The sequence below is a fragment of the uncultured Psychrosphaera sp. genome (assembly GCF_947500655.1).
Taxonomy (GTDB): domain Bacteria; phylum Pseudomonadota; class Gammaproteobacteria; order Enterobacterales; family Alteromonadaceae; genus Psychrosphaera.
Window position 1 is genome coordinate 17,678 of sequence record NZ_CANMSK010000020.1, and the last position, 17,092, is coordinate 34,769.

Genomic DNA, 17,092 nt, shown 5'->3' on the forward strand with positions numbered 1-17,092 from the left:
TTTCACTGGAAATATTTTTAATATAAGATTAAAAATCCAGTCTTTCCATGTGCTTAGCCATATCTTCTGCTGATGTTGCCGGACGTACGTTACGGTCAATCATTACAATTTTACCAGATATATCAATATAAAAAGTATGACGTTTTGCGTATCCCATAAAACTTACACCATAAGCTTCAGCTACATCACCGTTTGCATCACTTAATAACGGAAAATCTGCTTTGGTTTCTTGCGCAAACTCTTTGTTTTTAGATAATTCGTCAGTACTTGCCATAAAGTATTGAGCGTTAAACTCTTTTAATAAATGCCCATTATCTGCTAATGACTTACATTCAATGGTACAACCTTTGGTAAATGCACGTGGGAACCAAGCTAATACTACGCTTTTTTTACCTTTAAAGTCAGATAGTTGATAGGTTTTACCATCACTGGCTTCTAGTTTAAAATCTGGTGCCTGATCGCCAACAGAAAGCTCTGCAGACGCTAAGTTACTTAATAACAATAATGTAATAGTAATAAATGAAGTGATTAATTTGTTCATGTGGTTATCCGTCTTGGTAAGTTTAGGAACAGCGTAATATACGTTTGCTTTATTTATTTGGTTCACAATAACTTGCTACTAAATAGCAAGTGCGCAAAAACTCTACTAACAAAGTTAACCTGAATTACCCATTTCCACAATAACTGTTGTGGTAAACACAGACAATAGGACTTTTAAACTAGAGTAATTGGAACAAACTGATTTAACGAAAAGCTTAGCGTTAATTGAAATGGCAGCTTGGATAAAAGCTTTTGTTTGTTCTGTTCAGATATCTTCCATCCAAACGGTGTCATGGTTAATAAGTTTTCGACATCCTTTGGATTAGCAAGTGTCACTTGTTGTGTTATTTGCTGAATATCTGCAAGTTCAAAACCTTCCGGCGGTGTTGCTGCGTTATGCAGTTCTGGCGTGTCGTAAATATACTGTTTTAATTCAATTAAATGTTGGGCACCCGGAGATGCCGATATTATACGTCCTTGTTGCGTTAATATGCGCTGACATTCTTTACCAATTAAAGGCGCAAATACATTCACAATCAAATCAGAGAAATCATCAGGAAAAGGGACATGTGAGTTAGTGGCTACACAGTAATGCACTTGTTTATTACGTTTGGCTGCGTACTTAACCGCTGACTTAGAAATATCGACACCGTATACATTAGTCTCAGGTGTTTGGCTCTGAATAAAGTCAGTGTAGTAACCTTCACCACAACCTAAATCGATAATATTGTTATGCGGTAATGCCAGTAGTGTTTTCATTAATGCCTGACGTAAGAAATCATAATGGCCTAATAACAAAAATTCACGACGTGCCAACACCATATTTTTATCATCACCTGGTTGCAGCGAGTTTTTTAATTGCACCGGCAATAAATTCACATAACCTTCTTTGGCATAATCAAACATGTGTTTGTTATCACAAACCAGGCTGTTGCCTGTTTTTTGTAACTTGGTAAAACAAATAGGGCAGTTAAATTCAGGCGTTTTGATCATGATATAGGTTTATTAGGCTGTATTTGTTGCCAGTATACCGCATCAAAAGTCTGTTAGTACGTGATTTTGGCTAATAAAACAGCGTTCAATACACAAAAATCAAAAATATTTAAAATTGAGCTTTACCTTGTGGCGTTGCTAAGTATAATTGGCGCAACTTCGATGCAGGGGCGTAGTTCCAATTGGTAGAACAGCGGTCTCCAAAACCGATGGTTGGGAGTTCGAGTCTCTCCGCCCCTGCCAAGTTACTTCTGATTTATCCTTCTTGTTACAAACATCACTTATTTAATAAATTCAAAGTTACAGTATTAGTCCATTAATAATTGGTAGAACAGCGGTCTCCACTCTCTATAAAAGCAGCTATGGTTGGGAGTTCGAGTCTCTCCGCCCCTGCCAATTCGAAGTTGAAATTAGCCGCGTAAAGCGGTTTTTTTGTGTCTGAAATTTGAGTTGGTAATTGGTAGAACAGCGGTCTCCACTTTCTATAAAAGCAGCGATGGTTGGGAGTTCGAGGATCGAAGCCCCTGCCAAGTTACTTCTTCTATATATCATATTTCTTAAATTTCATTTTAAAACCTAAAATCTCATAACTTCAATTTTTATATCTATTTCTCCAATTCTTTTAGCATCATAATTCTTAAATCGTATTTACACGTGCTCTAAGGTTTCGCCCCTCGGCGACCATACCTTTTTTCAACAGCCAAAAAAGGTAGGCGTCTCTTATAATGAAACAATGCGCCGCTTCCAAACAAAATCCAATACTTCATTAAATAGTTATTTTTGTTTATAAAAAAGGATTGGAAAATCGTCCCTGGTCATCTAATAAAACATCCCTGTTTTGATGACATCCCATCATCCTTGATGTGAAAAACCATCCCTTATTCGACGTCCTGTCTCATATTGTGGAAAACTTATTTTATTTCAGGAATATTTGGATAGAGACTTAAAAGCAAAAGCAAAAGCATTACAGCTTTGTATGCCTGTTTCTCCCATAGTCAGGAGAACAAACTAATCTCTCACTTTTGACCAATTACCAATTAAACGATTCATGTAAATTACTTTTTATAGTAATTAGTTAACGACTCTGGTAGAAATAGATGAATAAGAAAAGTTAACGATGACTCTGTAGAAAAACGCGCGATTAGCTCGATATAAACATGTTAGAGCTTTAGCAAAGTCATGAATTGAAATGGAGTATATCTTGACAGAAGAAGATAAAATTAAAATAAAGAAAATTTTAGCAGATTGTGTAGCTGGAGCTATTTCTAGAACGACAAAGAAAATAGCAGAACAAAAGTCACATAAACCATTTCATATGGCTTTATTAACCGAAGATATTGTTAAGGTCTCGTCATTTGAAAGATCATTTTCAACTTCATTTGGCCAAGGGCCAATTGAAAAGATTTCTGAGTTAGTAGCAAAACAAAATGGCTTTGAGGCCGCACGACAAAAAGAGACACTTCTAAACCTATATAAAGGGGCGGTTGACGAAGTTGAAAGGATATGTTCTGCACTTCGTAGTGGTAACCAAAAACCAAATTGGACAAAAGAAATTCAGACCTTAGCAGCCTTTAATAAAGGAGATACTGTTGTTCGAAGAGTTATTTCAGATTTGTGGTTAAAAAAAGGTGAAACTGAGTATTTTATCTCGATCAAAACAGTTACACCAAATTTAGATCAATCCGAAATTGCTAAAAAAGATATGTTATTACTTAAGGCTGAAAACTCCAGTTTTAATACTTTCTTTGCTCTATATTATAATCCTCACGGTTTAAAGAGAGAGGACTATAACCATTCATTTCCAATGAAGATGTATGATATGCATAAAGATGAATGTGTTTTAATCGGCAAAGATTATTGGGATTTTCTTGGTGGAGAAGGGTTTTATGAAGTCCTTCTTCAAATCTTTGCCGAAGTAGGCGAAGAAACGAAACAAACACTGTTAGGGTTTTAATTTCTAGCAGGCTTAAACAGCCTGCTTATTAATTTGTGTTGATTTTAATTTTTCTTTTCTAATTAAAAACTCTTCTTTCCATTCAGTATCTGAAGTTTTCTTATATCTAGAGTATTTAAATCCATCAATTGCTATTGAGCCAACGCCCTTAATGAGGTTCATGATTAAGTTGCCAACAGCAAAGCCTAGTCCTATGGGTACTGCATTTCCAACCTGTTTATATTGCTGAACAAGTGGTCCAGCTAGAAGCCAGTTATCAGGAAACTCTTGAATTCTTTTATATTCTTGTATAGAGATCGGTCGATCTTCTTCTGGGTGAGCAAGATCTGTTGCGGGCATTGCAGGGTGAGTTACTAACGTAGGAGCTGGTTTTTCCCATGCTAATCTACGTAAAAAACCAGTTTTACCACCACCTGAGTAGTATGATTTTCCCATTGCTTCTTTTTGCAGTTCAGTAGGTAAATTTTTCCAATTTTGCCCGTTAGTTAAAATCCTGTAGTATTTCAATCGCTTTTCTGGAAAGTTGAGATGATCATGTTTCTTAATATCCCCAATACAATCCTTTAATACATTCCATTTAGGTAAACCAAAGGCAGAATCTTCAGAATGAGTAGGCATTAAATATGGAGGTTTTTGTCCATCTCTAGAGCAAACAATTATTACACGTTCTCTGACTTGCGGTGTTCCAAAGTTAGCAGAGTTATATAAATTAAATGCGTAACCATATCCTGAATTTTCTAGGCGGTTAATGATGTAATTTAAAGCACCACCTTTCAATTCATCTTCACCAAGTTCAGGAAAACCTTCTCCACGCATTTCATGTGGACGGTGCTCCATAGGACATGATAATAACCCTCTTACATTTTCGATAACAAAATACTTAGGCTTTAACTCTAAACATAAATCTATATATTTTAAAAAAACGTTGCCCCTATCGTCATTAAATCCTTTTCTTTTTCCTGCTGTACTAAAAGCCTGGCATGGTGGGCCACCCATAATAAGATCAATATCATCTTTTTCGGTTAAGCCAGCTTCCTTTCTGATATCTTTGGCAGAGTAATTATTTATATCTGTTAATAATGCGGAGTTAGGTTTATTTATTGCAATTGTTTGCCTACAAAATTTGTCTACTTCACAAGCTAATCTTATATCAAACCCTGATTTTTCAATTCCTAAATCCAATCCCATAGCACCTGAAAAAAAACTGAGAGCAATAGGTCTTTTGTTTTCAACGTTATATGCGGGGTGATCTTCAGCAACTGTGTGAGCTGTCTTCAGACCATACTCACTTAAGCTTTTCTTATCAATTGACCAAGAAGTTCCAAATTTATGGGATTTTAACTCGTTTTGCCTACAAAGTGTTCTAACCCTTTGTTCACTAATATTTAGTTGCTTGGCTGCATCTTTAATGCTAATTTCGGTACTCATTGTGAGTTTCCTTTGCGAAACCTGTAGTGAGTACCATTATAACTGTGTGTAACCACAGGTCAAGCTTCGAAAAATCGGCTCAGATCACTTTGATTGTTAACAAACGACTCCCCAAATTAATATTCATTTAATATGGTGTGTTGGTTTAGACGTTGTTGTAAACCTAAACTATACAAACACGCTTTAATATTAATCAGATTTAAATTTTAGCTTACTGTGGTAGCATAAAGTATGACTTGGGCTTACTCTTAAGCTCATTAGTACAAAGTTAAATGAGAGTGTCTGATTATGGCTATGATAAAAAAAAGTATTACGCTTACCGACCAGCAAGAGCAGTGGATACAGGCTCAAATGGCGACGGGGAATTACGCTAGTGATAGCGAGGTTTTACGTGATCTTATACGTAAGGAGCAATTGCGTATTACACAAATAGAAAGTATTCGTAATGAGCTAATAAAAGCAGAAGGGCGCGGATTCACCGACAAAACGCCAGAAGATATTATGCAAGACGTTATTAAGCGTAAACAAGCAAATGGCGAGTTATAGACTTAGTGAATTAGCGGCTGAAGATCTGAGTCAGATATTTGAATTCGTAATCGATAACTTTGGATTGTCAGCTGCATCAAGTTACATTGACGGTATAACAAAGCGTTTCTTACAGTTGGCTGACGCTCCATTGCAGTATCAATCGGTTAATGACATAAGGGAAGGGTATAGACGCAGCGTTTATGGCCGCCATGCTATTTATTATCGAGCCAGTGAAAGTGGTATTGATATTATGCGGATATTAAAGAATCAAAATATACTTAACGCATTTAAGTAAGCCCTTAATAAATAGTTCACATTGTTTTTTATGAAAAATAACAAACACCCACTTTAATATTTAGCTACCAAATTGAATTGACTATAAAAAAACGCCATAAGGCGTTTTTTTGTTTTATAGTGTCGCTAAGCTTCATCAGAAGAAAATATTATGGGAAGTATTATGTTTAGTAAAAAATTATTAATAACCCTAACGGGATTACTGTTTAGTAACTTTGCTTATAGTAGTGACTTAACCGTTGAAGAATTACGTATTGAAAACGCGACGGTAAAAATGCCAACAGTACTTAATACGTTTACCAGTAATATTGATGCGTTTGCACAAGCATGGCAAGGCGCTGGCAGTTACCAAGATGCAAAAAACATCACAATATTGCACTCTCAAAAGTTGTGGTTAGACGCTAAAGATAAACTGCAATCTGCGTCAGTCCTTGATGATCGTCCTTTATATTGGGCTAGGCTTTTGGCGAGTAAGGTTATTCGTTCAACCAAGCCGTCATTTGCACTGTCAGAGCTACAAACACAAGCTTTGTTAAGCATGTTTGAGGAAGGTTCTAGAGGGAAGACGGATCTTGAATATACGCAACAAACCCATAAGAAAATTTTGTTAACTGGCTTTGACCCTTTTTTATTAGATAGAAATATTAATCAAAGTAATCCGTCTGGTATTGCGGCATTAAAGCTGGATGGGCAAGTTATTACTTATAATGGCATTACGGCTGAAATTAATACGGTAATGATCCCGGTTCGGTATAAAGATTTTGATGATGGAATGATTGAATCATTATTAGCGCCTTACTACGCATTAAATAATGTTGATATGGTTGTCACGGTTAGTATGGGACGTAAAGAATTTGATTTAGAACGTTTTCCAGGAAAGCGTAGAAGTGTTACCGCGCCAGATAATGTGAATGTTCTCTCAGGTGGTACTAAACAAACGCCTATTATTTCTAAACTCCACAATGCGCCATTACCGGGTGAAGAGTTTGTGCTTTTTAGTTTGCCTATCAAGCAAATGCAACTTGCTAAAGGACCTTATAAAGTGATTGATAATCACAAAGTCACTAGCATTGTTAACTCACAGGAACCAAAAGATATTGAGCCTCACACCTTGTCTCAGCTTAATGGTCATATTGCGGTGAGTGGTTCTGGCGATGGTTATTTATCTAATGAAATATCGTATCGCAGTATAAGGTTAAGAGATCAACTTAACTCAACCATTCCAACGGGTCATATACACACACCTAGAATTCAACAGTTTGAACCTGAGATTGAAGAAAAGATAGTCAAACAAATTCGCACTATGTTAGAGCTAGCGTTGGAAGCTATTTAGTTTAGGTAAATAGTATCAACAGGGGCGCAACGTTTTGTAATTTAACTCGATGCCTCTGTTAGTTTTCGTAGTTTATGAGAATCAATGGGAGCAGGGTCAGAGTCATTGATTTTATCAGTAATAAGATGATCAGTAGTTCAAAGTTTTAACACTTAAAACAAAGATGTTTAATTAATTTCTCTTTTTTTAAAAAAAAATTAATGATACTGTTTTTCTCAACTCATTAATGAAAAAAGGATTTAAAGTGGCAATAAGAAATTTATTAGTTGTGACTGCTGTAATTGCGCTTAGTGCATGTTCAACAGTAACTATGCTACCTGAAGGTAATGTAAAACTGTCATCTAAACCAACATATCAAAAATCTCATCCATTTTTTCTTTGGGGACTTGTCGGTGAATCTAGAGTTAATGTTCTAGCTGTCTGTAAAAATCAAGATCCAATCCAGTTACAAACACAAGAAACTTTTCTTGATGGTTTTCTAGGTGGTGTTACTTTAGGTATTTATACACCTCGTACTGCAAAAGTTTGGTGTCCTGAGGAGAGTAAATAATGAACGTTAAATTATTATTATCAGTATTCTTTGCGGTTGTTATTTCGGGTTGTCAGACTATGCACTTTGATAGAGGTGAAAATGTTACTTCTACAACGGCTACTTCATCATGGCATCATAATTTTGTTTTGGGCTTGTATGAAGGTTCGGCTCCTGTAATGTTAAGTAATAAATGTGCAGATGGTACTTGGACATCAGTAACGACTAAAACTAGCTTTATTAATGCTGTAGTTACCAATGTTGTTAGCAATGCTGTAGCACCTATCTGGCAGCCAGAAACGGTTGAAGTGAAGTGTAAGTAGTATTTAAATATAGGTTGTTGTGCAATACAGCAACCTATGTTGTCTATAAAACGTTAACTACTAAAAGAATAACAGAGACATCCATTTAAACAATCACCCAATAAGCTATGTCCCAATAAACTACTCCTTTTTGTGTCTATATATTTAATTATTTAGGCAGATGTTCCCTTTATTCTTTATTTCTCTCTCTCTCTTTGTTCTTCAGCCGTTATTCCCATGAAATAGCTGTCGGTTCCGTACAGAACCTAAGTTATCAACCTCCCCGTTTTATCTAAAGTAGCTGTGTAATTTCTGATCCATGCGTACTTAATCAAAGGCGAAATCTGTTGCTGTAATATCGTGTAATATTTTTTGTTGCTTAATTCCAATATGATTGAAAATAGGCCGAGTACTATGTGTTTATGCTTGTGCAAGATCATTCGTTCGTATTTTGAAGATAAAAACTCGAGAGTAAGTTATGTCCAAAAAGTATTTAGTTACTTACAAAAAAAGAAAAATGGACTTGAAAGGTGCTTTGAGTATCCTTGAATTAGATGAAATTGAATTTCAAAGAGGTGCAAATTTACTGGCTGTTGGTAGATTAGGCAAAAACACGCCTGTGCATTTAGAAAATATAGGGATCACAATTGTTCGTCTTGAAGATCGTGATGTAAAACGTTTATTGGCTAACAGTGAAATACTAGCTATTGAAGAAGATAGTGAAGTAAGAGTTCAGGGCGGTGAGCCTTATAAACCTGTAGAGGTACTTCTTAATAACAATCGTCTTAATTATATTAATCATCAAGAAGCTAATCATGTAAAAACTACGCCAGTGCCCGTTTGGAACGTACAAAAAGTAAAAGCGCCTGATACTTGGGCTTTAGGAATTGACGGAAGCGGGATCAATTTTGCTATTTTTGGTACTGGCATCGCTGCACATTCAGATTTAATTGTTGCTGGTGGAGAGTCTTTTATGACTGAATCTATAGCAGAGCCAGAAACTACTCCGGTATATAAAGATGAACATGGTCATGGAACTCAATGCGGAATTGTTGCCGCAGGAAGGCATGGATATGACGGTGTTGCTAAAAATTGTAATCTTTATGCCGTTAAGGTGTTAAATAAAGAGGGCAAAGGTCGTTGGTCTGAAGTTTTAGCCGGCATGAACTGGTGCATCCAAAACAAGATGCAAGTAGCAAGTATCGAGCTTGGGGGGGAAACGGAACCCGCTTTTGCAACAGCCACTGCAATTAAGAATTGTCAGGACTGTGGATTAACTGTGGTAATAGCAGCTGATAATAAATCGGGTAAAGCGCCATCTTGGCTTTGTTTTTCTGCAAATTCACTTATTGTGAATACTTCTAGTGCAAGTTCTTCTGATACAAAGCCGATGGAAACCGTTGGACAAGGTAACAATACGGTTGCTGAGATTTTATCTAAAACAATTAAAAATGAATCCCATCTTGCTGATCCAGTAAATGACATTACAGACTCAACTTATTTAGACAATAAATATTCAATAATGAGTGGAGATAGTATGACTACAGGACCGTCTTGCTCTCACATTGCAGGACTGGCTACTTTGGTTTATCAAAAATATTTAGATATACGAGGACAGATGGCTGAAGATAAGGATTATTACAATAAAGAACAGATGCAAAAACAACCTGTATCTTAAGTTTTTAAAATCGAGTTTAAACGCCATCTTCTAGAACGGCAGCTCCTAAAACGGCTTCTCTTAAAACGGATAATGCTCAAAAAGTTCGTTGATCATTTTCTCTAGTGGAATGTCACCATTACTGGTTTTAGCGTAAGTACGTAATCCTGTGATCTGGATTTGTAAGAACCTTGCTAGTTCAGCCGCGTCTTTATTTTTTGTAACTTCACCAAGTTCTTGTGCTTCTTTTATTAAATTAGCAAATTGCGCTTCAACCGAATTCAATGCATCTCTAGCTATATTCAATAATTCTGCTTGTTCTTCAGTTAGCTCAGCCACTGTTTTTGCCAACATACACATGCTGCTTGGACTATTTTTTTGCGTTTCTATTACCGCTTGCTTAACAAATGTTTTTAACGCGTTTAATGGTGATGAATATTCGGCTCTTACGTTTTGTAATTGCTCAATACTTATTTGAGCGTAATGCTGTAACGAGGCTTTAAATACACCATCTTTACTACCAAATTCAGCGTAAATGCTACCAGGTCTCATATCAATAGCATCTTGAAGATTGCGCATAGAGGTGGCGTGATAACCTTTTTCCCAATATAGATTGGTAGCATTTGCTATCACTTCTTCACGGTTGAATTTGCTTTTTTTACTCACGTTAAAACCCTAAAATAAAAAATAATTGAACGATTGCTCAAACATAACTTGAACGTTCGTTCAAATCCAGTTAAATTGTCTCCCGTCGAGAAGAAATAATACTCATTAATAAATTTATATTAAATTTTATAGGAAAATAAACATGACTGATTTTACACTTCACACATTAGAAACAACTCCAGCTGGCAGCAAAGCAATTCTTGAAGGTGCAGTAGCACAAATGGGCACAATCCCAAGTCTTTATGCTGTTATGGCTGAGTCTCCAGAAATCTTAACTGCGTACACGCAATTACATCAAGCATTCACTGGTACTTCTTTTGACGCTGAAGAGTTAACGGTTGTATGGCAAACAATCAACGTTGAACATGAATGTCATTTCTGCGTACCAGCTCACACAGCAATTGCTAATTCAATGAACGTTGACCCAGCTCTTACAGAAGCATTACGTAACAGCACAGCAATGCCTACAGCAAAACTACAAGCGTTACATGACTTAACACTAATCTTGGTTCGTCAACGTGGTAACGCAACTGACGAGCAATTAGAAGCATTCTATGCTGCGGGTTACACTACTAAGCAAGTACTAGAGATCATTCTTGGTATTTCACAAAAAGTGATCAGCAACTACGTAAACCACGTTGCTAAAACGCCAGTTGACGATATGTTCAAACCTTTCGCTTGGACTAAAGCATAAACGCTTAGTTTTGAGTTACCGCTTAATTAGTTATTTAAAACTAGTTTAAGTTAGTTTTAGGTGAGTGATTTTTAGAGAGTAATATGAGAACGCCAGCGCAGTAATGCATTGGCGTTTTTTTGTTTTTTATTTTAAAAGATCAAAAGCTATTCGAAGCATTTAACTAGATCACTCTGTTTTTTTTCGCCGTTTATGCGAGTATAGGTGTTTTCTAAGCCTGTGTTTAATTTAAACAAATACAATTATAAAAATCTGGAGTAAAAATGAATAATAAACTTATCAGTATCGTACTTATCGTTGGCGGTGTTGCTTTAGCTGTGTGGGGCTACAATATTTATGATGCAGCTGGCTCTCAAGTTACCAGAGCGTTAAGTGGTGATACACCAATTGAAGCTTGGGCTGGAATGGTTGGTGGAGTTGTTGCTGTTTTAGTTGGTTTAAAAAAACTAAAATAACTTAACAACCCACTATATTGTCTGAATTTTATAGCCTATTAGTTAGTTCTAATAGGCTTTTTGTTTTCTCCTCTAATCTTAATCCCGCAAGCGCACAACTGGACAGACCGCAAAACCTTTTTGTTTGCACAATTGGTGCATATTCCTAAATTAAAGTAAGTCTATCTAATTTAGGAGTGATATTAATGTCTGGAAAATTACGAACATATATAAACGTTGTAAAAAACTATGCATTTATAGTTCTAGTTATTGTGCTGGCGGGGTGTGCAGATGATGACTCCACGGATGCTGATACAACAGATGATATTGGTGTTGGTACGACAGAGAGTACGGATGGTGTGTTATGTAATTACTTTTATAGTGAATACAATGACTCCGATTCTGTGCAATTAACCAGTAGCTCTGACTGGAGTTGTACTGGTACTAGTCGTGACTTAGTGGCTAATGGCGTTCCAGACCATGAAGTCGGTACATTTCCTAATCCAAATAATCCAAATACTATTGAAGAAAAAAGCATATCTCAAAGTTATACACTTACTCCCGTTGAATCTGATGATGCAACAGAGCTAGGTGGCCCAAGGGGGACGTTAGGATTTGTGTTAAATGGAGTGAAAATTGACGCGGGTACTGGCGGAAGTTGTGATGACTCTGGCGATGACTGTTCTTTAGGTGATAATAGCGGAAGTTGGAATATTGAAGCTCTAGGTCAAGACTCTTTTGATTTTGGTACAGACGATAATAACGCCCATGTTCAACCAGATGGTACTTATCATTATCATGGTATGCCAGAAGGGTTTGTCACTTTACAAGGTGGTAACAGCTCTACCATGACATTAATTGGCTGGGCTGCAGATGGCTTTCCAATTTATGCGCGTTACGGTTATACCGATGCGGAAGATGCAAGCTCTGAACTTAAGTCGATGGAAGGCAGTTATCAAACCGTTACAACAGTAAGTAGTAGCCGCCCATCTACCGATATATACCCTTTAGGGACCTTTGCTCAGGATTGGGACTATGTTGAAGGCTCTGGGGATTTGGATGAATGTAATGGTCGTTTTGGTGTGACACCTGAATTTCCTGACGGTATTTATCATTATTATGCAACCGACACTTATCCGTACTTTCAACGTTGTGTTAAAGGTGAGCTTTAGTTTAAAAGCTAACGCAATAATTACAGGTTTATGATCATGAAGAAGTTTTTAATAAATAGTGCATTAAGTACATTATTATTAGGAGTATTGTGTTTATCGGTTTCTTTGCATGCACATATGATGGTAGAGCAGCACGGCACGTTAAACATAGTTGATGACAAAGTCTATATGGTGCTTTCTATTCCAATGAGTGCATTTTATAGTGTAGATAGTAATAACGACGGTATTGTTAGCATGCTTGAATTTACCAATAATCGTAAAAAAATAGCTACAAAAATAAAAGACAAAGTGGTTTTATCTAATGAGAAATCTACTTTTACTATAAACGGTTTATTGCTTTCGCCAGAAGCGTCACACACTAAAAAGAAGAGTATAGAGTACGTGACTATTACAGGACGCTATACAATTAACGGCCCGTTAAATGATATTAAGTTAAACATGGATTTATTTGGCATATCAAAAAAACACAGAATTATTGAGATAACCACAATTAATAAAATGCAAAAAAATAAGCATACTTTTACTTTAACACCGCAGAATAATAGTGCTGTTATCGCTGAATAAATGCGAGTAAATCGCTGCTAGAAACTGAGCCGAATCAACTTTTTTTGATGAAGAGTAGGTGGGTAATATTGTTTTTAACGGTTGATTTTAAATAACTTAACTATTGCATAATGCAAGAAGCGTATAAATGACAGAAGCGGTCACTTTAACTTTTAGTTTTCAAACTAAATGAATACTCAAACATCCGCAAAAAACAGAAAAACAACCAACTAAATCCAAACTAATAAAAAATAACGTCAGCACTGTGAAATTATTATCCATAAACCACGGTTTACTTAGATAGTTAATTAACAGGGGTAACTTATGACTAAATTTTTAACACGTACACTATTACTTATTTCTACATTATTTACTTTTTCAGCTTTTGCTGAAGATGATGCGATTAGTACAGGCTTGTTTAATAGCGTTGCTATTGATGGCTATGACACTGTGTCTTATTTCACTGAAGGTAAGCCAGTGGAAGGTAATGATAAGTTTCAAACGATGTGGCGCGATGCGACTTGGAAATTCTCTAGCCAAGAGAATTTAGACTTATTTAAACAAGAACCTACCAAATATGCAGCTCAATATGGCGGTTATTGTGCTTGGGCTATGTCAGAAGGTAAGACGGCTGGGATAGATCCGGAAATGTGGCATATTGAAGATGGAAAGTTATATTTGAACTACAATCAAAGTGTACAAGATAAGTGGTTGAAAGATATGACTAATGACATTATTTCTGCTGATAAATTTTATCCAGAAATTACGAATGTTAAAAAATACAAAAACTAATGAGCTATTTCTTCAATTGAAGAAATAGAACGACTCTGGAGAAGTAAGGCTATTTAAAAACAGTTTGTTTTTAGCTGTGCGCTTTTAGCCTTTCTTCTTCAACTTCTTTACCGTCTCAACATTCCACTTATTATTTGAATTCAAGAATTAAAACAAATCTAAAACATAAGTCTCTACGTATATACTTATCTGACGTTTAATCAATAAAAGATAATTAATATGTTTTCAGCTTTTGTTAAAAATAAGTTTAAAAAAGACCCAACCAAAAAACTAGTTAAGTTATACGACCGTAAACTTGAAGAAGCTATGCTTGCACAGCGTAATGGTAATATACGTGGTTATGCGATGCTCACCGCTGAAGCTGAAACGATAAAACAGCAAATACTAGAGCTAGACCCGTCGGCTAAAATATAAAATAAAGGGCTATTAATTGGCCGCGGACTTACTTTTAAATTAGAGTTTTCAATTCCATTAAATGTTTAATTCCATTACTATCTTTCTTTATTGGTTATATGTTCATTTTTGATTTGAGAGCGTTATTTTGTATTCGTCATTACAACAGCAATGTTTAGTTGAGTTAGGTATCACGCCTTTTGATCTTAACGATAAATACAAAACGCCAGCGGAGCCAATCGCAACGACTGAACAAGTTAGTATTGGATTAGGGCAGCTTAAGCCTGAACCTAATTTAGAAAGCTCTGGAACGCAAACTAGACTCCTAAGACCTAAGCCTGTTAAAGCACATTCAGAACCCAATGCAACGGCAATACCAGCAGTTGAGGTTGCTCGTCCAACAGCAATAGTTGCTGAATCTACAAGATTAACTCAGCCTGCTCCTTTGCCTAAAACCACAGCTGCCGCCAAAGCACCTATGGAGAATCATTGGTTAAATTGTTCAGACAAATTCATTGCCGATATTAAAGTGGTATTTCCTCAAATAGCTTTATCGGTTTTGGCCTTTGACGCTATGGTTGCTTTGCTCCAAGAACAAGGCGATAAAAAAGTATATTGGAAAATTGCATCTAAGTTTGTCACGCAATACGTCCAATTGGAAAGTATTGGGCAAGACACAGTTATCACGTCGCCTTTACCTAATGAACTTAGTCCGGCACAGAAAAAAGAGTTATGGTTATTGTTACAACCTTATGCGCCTCAGCCAGCTCAAACAAATCAAGCAACTCAAACAATCCGAGAAAACTAATCCCGTGGCTAAAATTCAAATACTGGAATTAAATCAGGCGCATATTCCTTTGTTGGTAGAAATAGATCAACGCAGCCATTTGTCACCTTGGTCACAAAAAATATTTGAGTCTAGTTTTAATGCCCGCAGCCATAATTTTTATATGCAAAAAGATTGTGAAATTCTGGGATATTATTTTGCTGAGTTTGTGGTTGGCGATATGACGTTAGAAAATATCTGTATTGCACCAGAGCATCAAGGCAAAGGCTTAGCCAAAAAACTAATGGATCACCTTATTGAGCATGCAAAGTCGCTAAATACAGAGAATATGTTTTTAGAAGTAAGAGAATCAAATACAAAAGCAATTAAACTTTATGAGTCTTACGAGTTTGAAGTAACGGGAAAAAGGAAAGAGTATTATTCTGTTCCTAATTCCACCGCCAGAGAAACAGCATTGTTAATGAAAAGGTCTTTTGTTTAGCTTGCGCTCACCAAAACCTTTTTAAGTATTAACAATGTTGGGGCAGTGGAATATTATTTTTACCGCCGACTTTATTCCAGATTTTCTCGTGAAAATAATAAGCAACGGTATTCACCGCTGGTTCCACTATTGCGATTAGTCCACCCATTACAATGTCACCAGTTAATGCGTAAGTAACGCCAAATGCCACTGAAAAGTGAGTAATTGCAAAGGTTGTTGTTTTGGCCATTGTCCTTCTCCAGTTATTTGTTTGTTACAGTGCTTTCAACAAAAGAGCACAGTTGATCACCGTAATAATTATCTTGGTAATTACACACTTGCACTTGTTGGTTTACGTTAGTATTTAAAACGTACTTATTTAAATACTCATCAATAATGTCTATTAAAAAAATCATGTTTTATTCCTTCTCTTGGTTGATGGAATAAGTATGTATGGATTTTATCTATCTGTATATTTTGTAATATTTATATTCATGTTCGTTTTTTTAGAACATACTTCTCGTAATTCGCCACTTAACCACAATGATGTTCTAACTGCTGGGTAAAGATTTGTTTTAATATTTCAATGTCTTTAGTTTTGACGTAGTTAGGTCGTACCACAAAAGCCAAACGTCGGTGTGGTCCAGGTTCATTTAAATGCACAGCACTAAGTTCAGATTCATTGTGAATTAATTGATCAAGTGCCATCTGTGGTACTAAGGTTGTTCCCAGTTTTCCTGCCACCATTTGCACTAAGGTATGTAAGCTGGTGGAATTAAAACTGGCGTTGCCTTTGTTGCTTTTATTAGTGCTACTACTATTTACTGGCAAACTACAAGCTGCTAATGCATGATCTTTTAGACAATGACCATCTTTTAATAACATGAGTTTCTCAAGCTCTAATTCGTCACTCGTGATCTCTTGTATCTGAGAAGGGCATTCATCTTTATGCGTAACCCAGTAAAAATCTTCCTGCCAGAATTCAAAAGCCATTAAGCCGTCTATAGGAAAAGGCAAGGCTAAAACGGCGACGTCAATGTCACCATTTCTTACCATGTCGATTAAGTTATGAGATTGTTCTTCCACGATAGACAGTTTAAATAATGGATATTGCTGTCGAACTTCTGGCAATACTTTTGGTAATAAATAAGGGCCAATGGTTGGAATTAAGCCCATGGTCATTGGTGAGGTGAGTGCAGATTTATTCATTTGTGATAATTGATATAACTCATCCACTTCAATTTTTATCTGTTTTGCTTTGTTTAATACCAATAAGCCCTCGGCGGTGATGATGACTTTTTTGTTATTGCGTTCAAATATTTGTAAGTCTAATTGTTTTTCTAACTCGGTGATTGCCGTGCTTAATGCTGACTGCGATACATTACAAAGCTCAGAGGCTTTTTTAAAATGCAAAGTCTGCTCAACGGCGAGAGCGTACGTGAGTTGTTTTAACGAGATCATGAATTCTATTCTTTTGTAGATGAACCTATCCTCATACTTTATGTTCAAAAATACTGAACATCAACTTCTATTTTATTAAATTTTATAAACAATGGTTTCCCCTTAATATCACTCCATCGAAAGCAAACGTGC

General features: G+C 36.2%; 22 protein-coding genes and 1 tRNA gene. 16 read left to right on the forward strand and 7 right to left on the reverse strand.

The window, feature by feature from the left end:
* Window positions 1-28: 28 nt before the first annotated feature.
* Together Q0940_RS14555 and Q0940_RS14560 are read right to left on the reverse strand one after the other, a co-directional pair.
* Complete coding sequence (locus tag Q0940_RS14555; RefSeq protein ID WP_299270051.1) at window positions 29-541, reverse strand: peroxiredoxin; 513 nt, start codon at window positions 539-541, stop codon at window positions 29-31.
* A gap of 173 nt (window positions 542-714) precedes the next feature.
* Window positions 715-1,533 (reverse strand): putative RNA methyltransferase, encoded by an 819-nt coding sequence (locus tag Q0940_RS14560; protein ID WP_299270053.1) that lies wholly within the window; start codon window positions 1,531-1,533, stop codon window positions 715-717.
* A 166-nt stretch (window positions 1,534-1,699) separates the two neighbouring features.
* Between Q0940_RS14560 and Q0940_RS14565 the strand changes: the two genes are divergently transcribed.
* A tRNA-Trp gene (locus Q0940_RS14565) sits at window positions 1,700-1,776 on the forward strand.
* A 958-nt stretch (window positions 1,777-2,734) separates the two neighbouring features.
* A complete protein-coding gene (locus Q0940_RS14570) occupies window positions 2,735-3,487 on the forward strand; it encodes a TdeIII family type II restriction endonuclease (RefSeq protein WP_299270056.1) in 753 nt (250 codons plus the stop codon).
* A 12-nt stretch (window positions 3,488-3,499) separates the two neighbouring features.
* Here Q0940_RS14570 and Q0940_RS14575 read toward each other — a convergent pair whose 3' ends face one another.
* Entirely contained in the window at window positions 3,500-4,915 is a 1,416-nt protein-coding gene (locus tag Q0940_RS14575; RefSeq protein WP_299270059.1) for a DNA cytosine methyltransferase, read from the reverse strand.
* A gap of 288 nt (window positions 4,916-5,203) precedes the next feature.
* Between Q0940_RS14575 and Q0940_RS14580 the strand changes: the two genes are divergently transcribed.
* The 6 genes from Q0940_RS14580 (at window position 5,204) to Q0940_RS14605 (ending at window position 9,579) form a co-directional block, all read left to right on the forward strand.
* Window positions 5,204-5,461: a type II toxin-antitoxin system ParD family antitoxin gene (locus Q0940_RS14580; protein ID WP_299270062.1), complete on the forward strand. Its 258-nt coding sequence runs from the start codon at window positions 5,204-5,206 to the stop codon at window positions 5,459-5,461.
* On the forward strand, window positions 5,448-5,738 hold the full coding sequence (locus Q0940_RS14585) for a type II toxin-antitoxin system RelE/ParE family toxin (protein ID WP_299270065.1): 291 nt from the start codon (window positions 5,448-5,450) through the stop codon (window positions 5,736-5,738). The genes Q0940_RS14580 and Q0940_RS14585 overlap by 14 nt, the downstream gene beginning before the upstream one ends.
* A 162-nt stretch (window positions 5,739-5,900) precedes the next feature.
* Entirely contained in the window at window positions 5,901-7,070 is a 1,170-nt protein-coding gene (locus tag Q0940_RS14590; protein WP_299270068.1) for a hypothetical protein, read from the forward strand.
* A gap of 244 nt (window positions 7,071-7,314) precedes the next feature.
* Window positions 7,315-7,620 (forward strand): Bor family protein, encoded by a 306-nt coding sequence (locus Q0940_RS14595; protein ID WP_363323586.1) that lies wholly within the window; start codon window positions 7,315-7,317, stop codon window positions 7,618-7,620.
* Window positions 7,620-7,922 (forward strand): hypothetical protein, encoded by a 303-nt coding sequence (locus tag Q0940_RS14600; protein ID WP_299270071.1) that lies wholly within the window; start codon window positions 7,620-7,622, stop codon window positions 7,920-7,922. Before Q0940_RS14595 ends, Q0940_RS14600 begins: the two co-directional genes overlap by 1 nt.
* A 457-nt stretch (window positions 7,923-8,379) precedes the next feature.
* The gene (locus Q0940_RS14605; RefSeq protein ID WP_299270074.1) at window positions 8,380-9,579 is read left to right on the forward strand and encodes a hypothetical protein; all 1,200 of its coding nucleotides are present in this window, start codon (window positions 8,380-8,382) and stop codon (window positions 9,577-9,579) included.
* 60 nt (window positions 9,580-9,639) lie between these two features.
* On the opposite strand, the gene Q0940_RS14610 is transcribed toward Q0940_RS14605, so the two are convergent.
* Window positions 9,640-10,224 carry a TetR/AcrR family transcriptional regulator gene (locus tag Q0940_RS14610; RefSeq protein WP_299270077.1) on the reverse strand — a complete coding sequence of 195 codons (585 nt, stop codon included), beginning with the start codon at window positions 10,222-10,224 and terminating at the stop codon, window positions 9,640-9,642.
* A 142-nt stretch (window positions 10,225-10,366) separates the two neighbouring features.
* On the opposite strand from Q0940_RS14610, the gene Q0940_RS14615 reads away from it, so the two are divergent.
* The 8 genes from Q0940_RS14615 to rimI all read left to right on the forward strand — a co-directional run bounded on the left by Q0940_RS14615 (window position 10,367) and on the right by rimI (window position 15,520).
* The gene (locus tag Q0940_RS14615; RefSeq protein WP_299270078.1) at window positions 10,367-10,918 is read left to right on the forward strand and encodes a carboxymuconolactone decarboxylase family protein; all 552 of its coding nucleotides are present in this window, start codon (window positions 10,367-10,369) and stop codon (window positions 10,916-10,918) included.
* A gap of 263 nt (window positions 10,919-11,181) precedes the next feature.
* Complete coding sequence (locus Q0940_RS14620) at window positions 11,182-11,373, forward strand: DUF3185 family protein (protein ID WP_299270079.1); 192 nt, start codon at window positions 11,182-11,184, stop codon at window positions 11,371-11,373.
* Window positions 11,374-11,558: 185 nt separating this feature from the next.
* A complete protein-coding gene (locus Q0940_RS14625) occupies window positions 11,559-12,524 on the forward strand; it encodes a YHYH protein (RefSeq protein ID WP_299270080.1) in 966 nt (321 codons plus the stop codon).
* Between the two features lie 36 nt (window positions 12,525-12,560).
* Window positions 12,561-13,088, forward strand: coding sequence for a hypothetical protein (locus Q0940_RS14630; protein ID WP_299270081.1), 528 nt, complete (start codon window positions 12,561-12,563; stop codon window positions 13,086-13,088).
* Between the two features lie 303 nt (window positions 13,089-13,391).
* Window positions 13,392-13,859, forward strand: coding sequence for a YHS domain-containing (seleno)protein (locus tag Q0940_RS14635; protein WP_299270082.1), 468 nt, complete (start codon window positions 13,392-13,394; stop codon window positions 13,857-13,859).
* A gap of 219 nt (window positions 13,860-14,078) precedes the next feature.
* Window positions 14,079-14,273, forward strand: a complete 195-nt coding sequence (locus tag Q0940_RS14640; protein ID WP_299270083.1) for a DUF6435 family protein — start codon at window positions 14,079-14,081, stop codon at window positions 14,271-14,273.
* Window positions 14,274-14,400: 127 nt separating this feature from the next.
* Window positions 14,401-15,060 carry a hypothetical protein gene (locus Q0940_RS14645; RefSeq protein ID WP_299270084.1) on the forward strand — a complete coding sequence of 220 codons (660 nt, stop codon included), beginning with the start codon at window positions 14,401-14,403 and terminating at the stop codon, window positions 15,058-15,060.
* 4 nt (window positions 15,061-15,064) lie between these two features.
* A complete protein-coding gene (rimI, locus tag Q0940_RS14650) occupies window positions 15,065-15,520 on the forward strand; it encodes a ribosomal protein S18-alanine N-acetyltransferase (protein WP_299270085.1) in 456 nt (151 codons plus the stop codon).
* Between the two features lie 28 nt (window positions 15,521-15,548).
* Here the strand turns inward: rimI and Q0940_RS14655 are convergent, their stop codons facing one another.
* The 3 genes from Q0940_RS14655 to Q0940_RS14665 form a co-directional block, all read right to left on the reverse strand.
* The gene (locus tag Q0940_RS14655) at window positions 15,549-15,749 is read right to left on the reverse strand and encodes a DUF2061 domain-containing protein (RefSeq protein ID WP_299270086.1); all 201 of its coding nucleotides are present in this window, start codon (window positions 15,747-15,749) and stop codon (window positions 15,549-15,551) included.
* A gap of 13 nt (window positions 15,750-15,762) precedes the next feature.
* Window positions 15,763-15,915: a hypothetical protein gene (locus Q0940_RS14660; RefSeq protein WP_299270087.1), complete on the reverse strand. Its 153-nt coding sequence runs from the start codon at window positions 15,913-15,915 to the stop codon at window positions 15,763-15,765.
* Between the two features lie 118 nt (window positions 15,916-16,033).
* Window positions 16,034-16,960 (reverse strand): hydrogen peroxide-inducible genes activator, encoded by a 927-nt coding sequence (locus Q0940_RS14665; protein ID WP_299270088.1) that lies wholly within the window; start codon window positions 16,958-16,960, stop codon window positions 16,034-16,036.
* Window positions 16,961-17,092: the final 132 nt, after the last annotated feature.

What these genes read in the sequence shown, in the direction of transcription:
- Q0940_RS14555 (WP_299270051.1), bottom strand. Translation starts at nt 541, where the DNA reads ATGAACAAATTAATCACTTCATTTATTACTATTACATTATTGTTATTA.
- Q0940_RS14560 (WP_299270053.1), bottom strand. Translation starts at nt 1,533, where the DNA reads ATGATCAAAACGCCTGAATTTAACTGCCCTATTTGTTTTACCAAGTTA.
- Q0940_RS14575 (WP_299270059.1), bottom strand. Translation starts at nt 4,915, where the DNA reads ATGAGTACCGAAATTAGCATTAAAGATGCAGCCAAGCAACTAAATATT.
- Q0940_RS14580 (WP_299270062.1), top strand. Translation starts at nt 5,204, where the DNA reads ATGGCTATGATAAAAAAAAGTATTACGCTTACCGACCAGCAAGAGCAG.
- Q0940_RS14585 (WP_299270065.1), top strand. Translation starts at nt 5,448, where the DNA reads ATGGCGAGTTATAGACTTAGTGAATTAGCGGCTGAAGATCTGAGTCAG.
- Q0940_RS14590 (WP_299270068.1), top strand. Translation starts at nt 5,901, where the DNA reads ATGTTTAGTAAAAAATTATTAATAACCCTAACGGGATTACTGTTTAGT.
- Q0940_RS14600 (WP_299270071.1), top strand. Translation starts at nt 7,620, where the DNA reads ATGAACGTTAAATTATTATTATCAGTATTCTTTGCGGTTGTTATTTCG.
- Q0940_RS14605 (WP_299270074.1), top strand. Translation starts at nt 8,380, where the DNA reads ATGTCCAAAAAGTATTTAGTTACTTACAAAAAAAGAAAAATGGACTTG.
- Q0940_RS14615 (WP_299270078.1), top strand. Translation starts at nt 10,367, where the DNA reads ATGACTGATTTTACACTTCACACATTAGAAACAACTCCAGCTGGCAGC.
- Q0940_RS14620 (WP_299270079.1), top strand. Translation starts at nt 11,182, where the DNA reads ATGAATAATAAACTTATCAGTATCGTACTTATCGTTGGCGGTGTTGCT.
- Q0940_RS14625 (WP_299270080.1), top strand. Translation starts at nt 11,559, where the DNA reads ATGTCTGGAAAATTACGAACATATATAAACGTTGTAAAAAACTATGCA.
- Q0940_RS14630 (WP_299270081.1), top strand. Translation starts at nt 12,561, where the DNA reads ATGAAGAAGTTTTTAATAAATAGTGCATTAAGTACATTATTATTAGGA.
- Q0940_RS14635 (WP_299270082.1), top strand. Translation starts at nt 13,392, where the DNA reads ATGACTAAATTTTTAACACGTACACTATTACTTATTTCTACATTATTT.
- Q0940_RS14640 (WP_299270083.1), top strand. Translation starts at nt 14,079, where the DNA reads ATGTTTTCAGCTTTTGTTAAAAATAAGTTTAAAAAAGACCCAACCAAA.
- Q0940_RS14655 (WP_299270086.1), bottom strand. Translation starts at nt 15,749, where the DNA reads ATGGCCAAAACAACAACCTTTGCAATTACTCACTTTTCAGTGGCATTT.
- Q0940_RS14660 (WP_299270087.1), bottom strand. Translation starts at nt 15,915, where the DNA reads ATGATTTTTTTAATAGACATTATTGATGAGTATTTAAATAAGTACGTT.
- Q0940_RS14665 (WP_299270088.1), bottom strand. Translation starts at nt 16,960, where the DNA reads ATGATCTCGTTAAAACAACTCACGTACGCTCTCGCCGTTGAGCAGACT.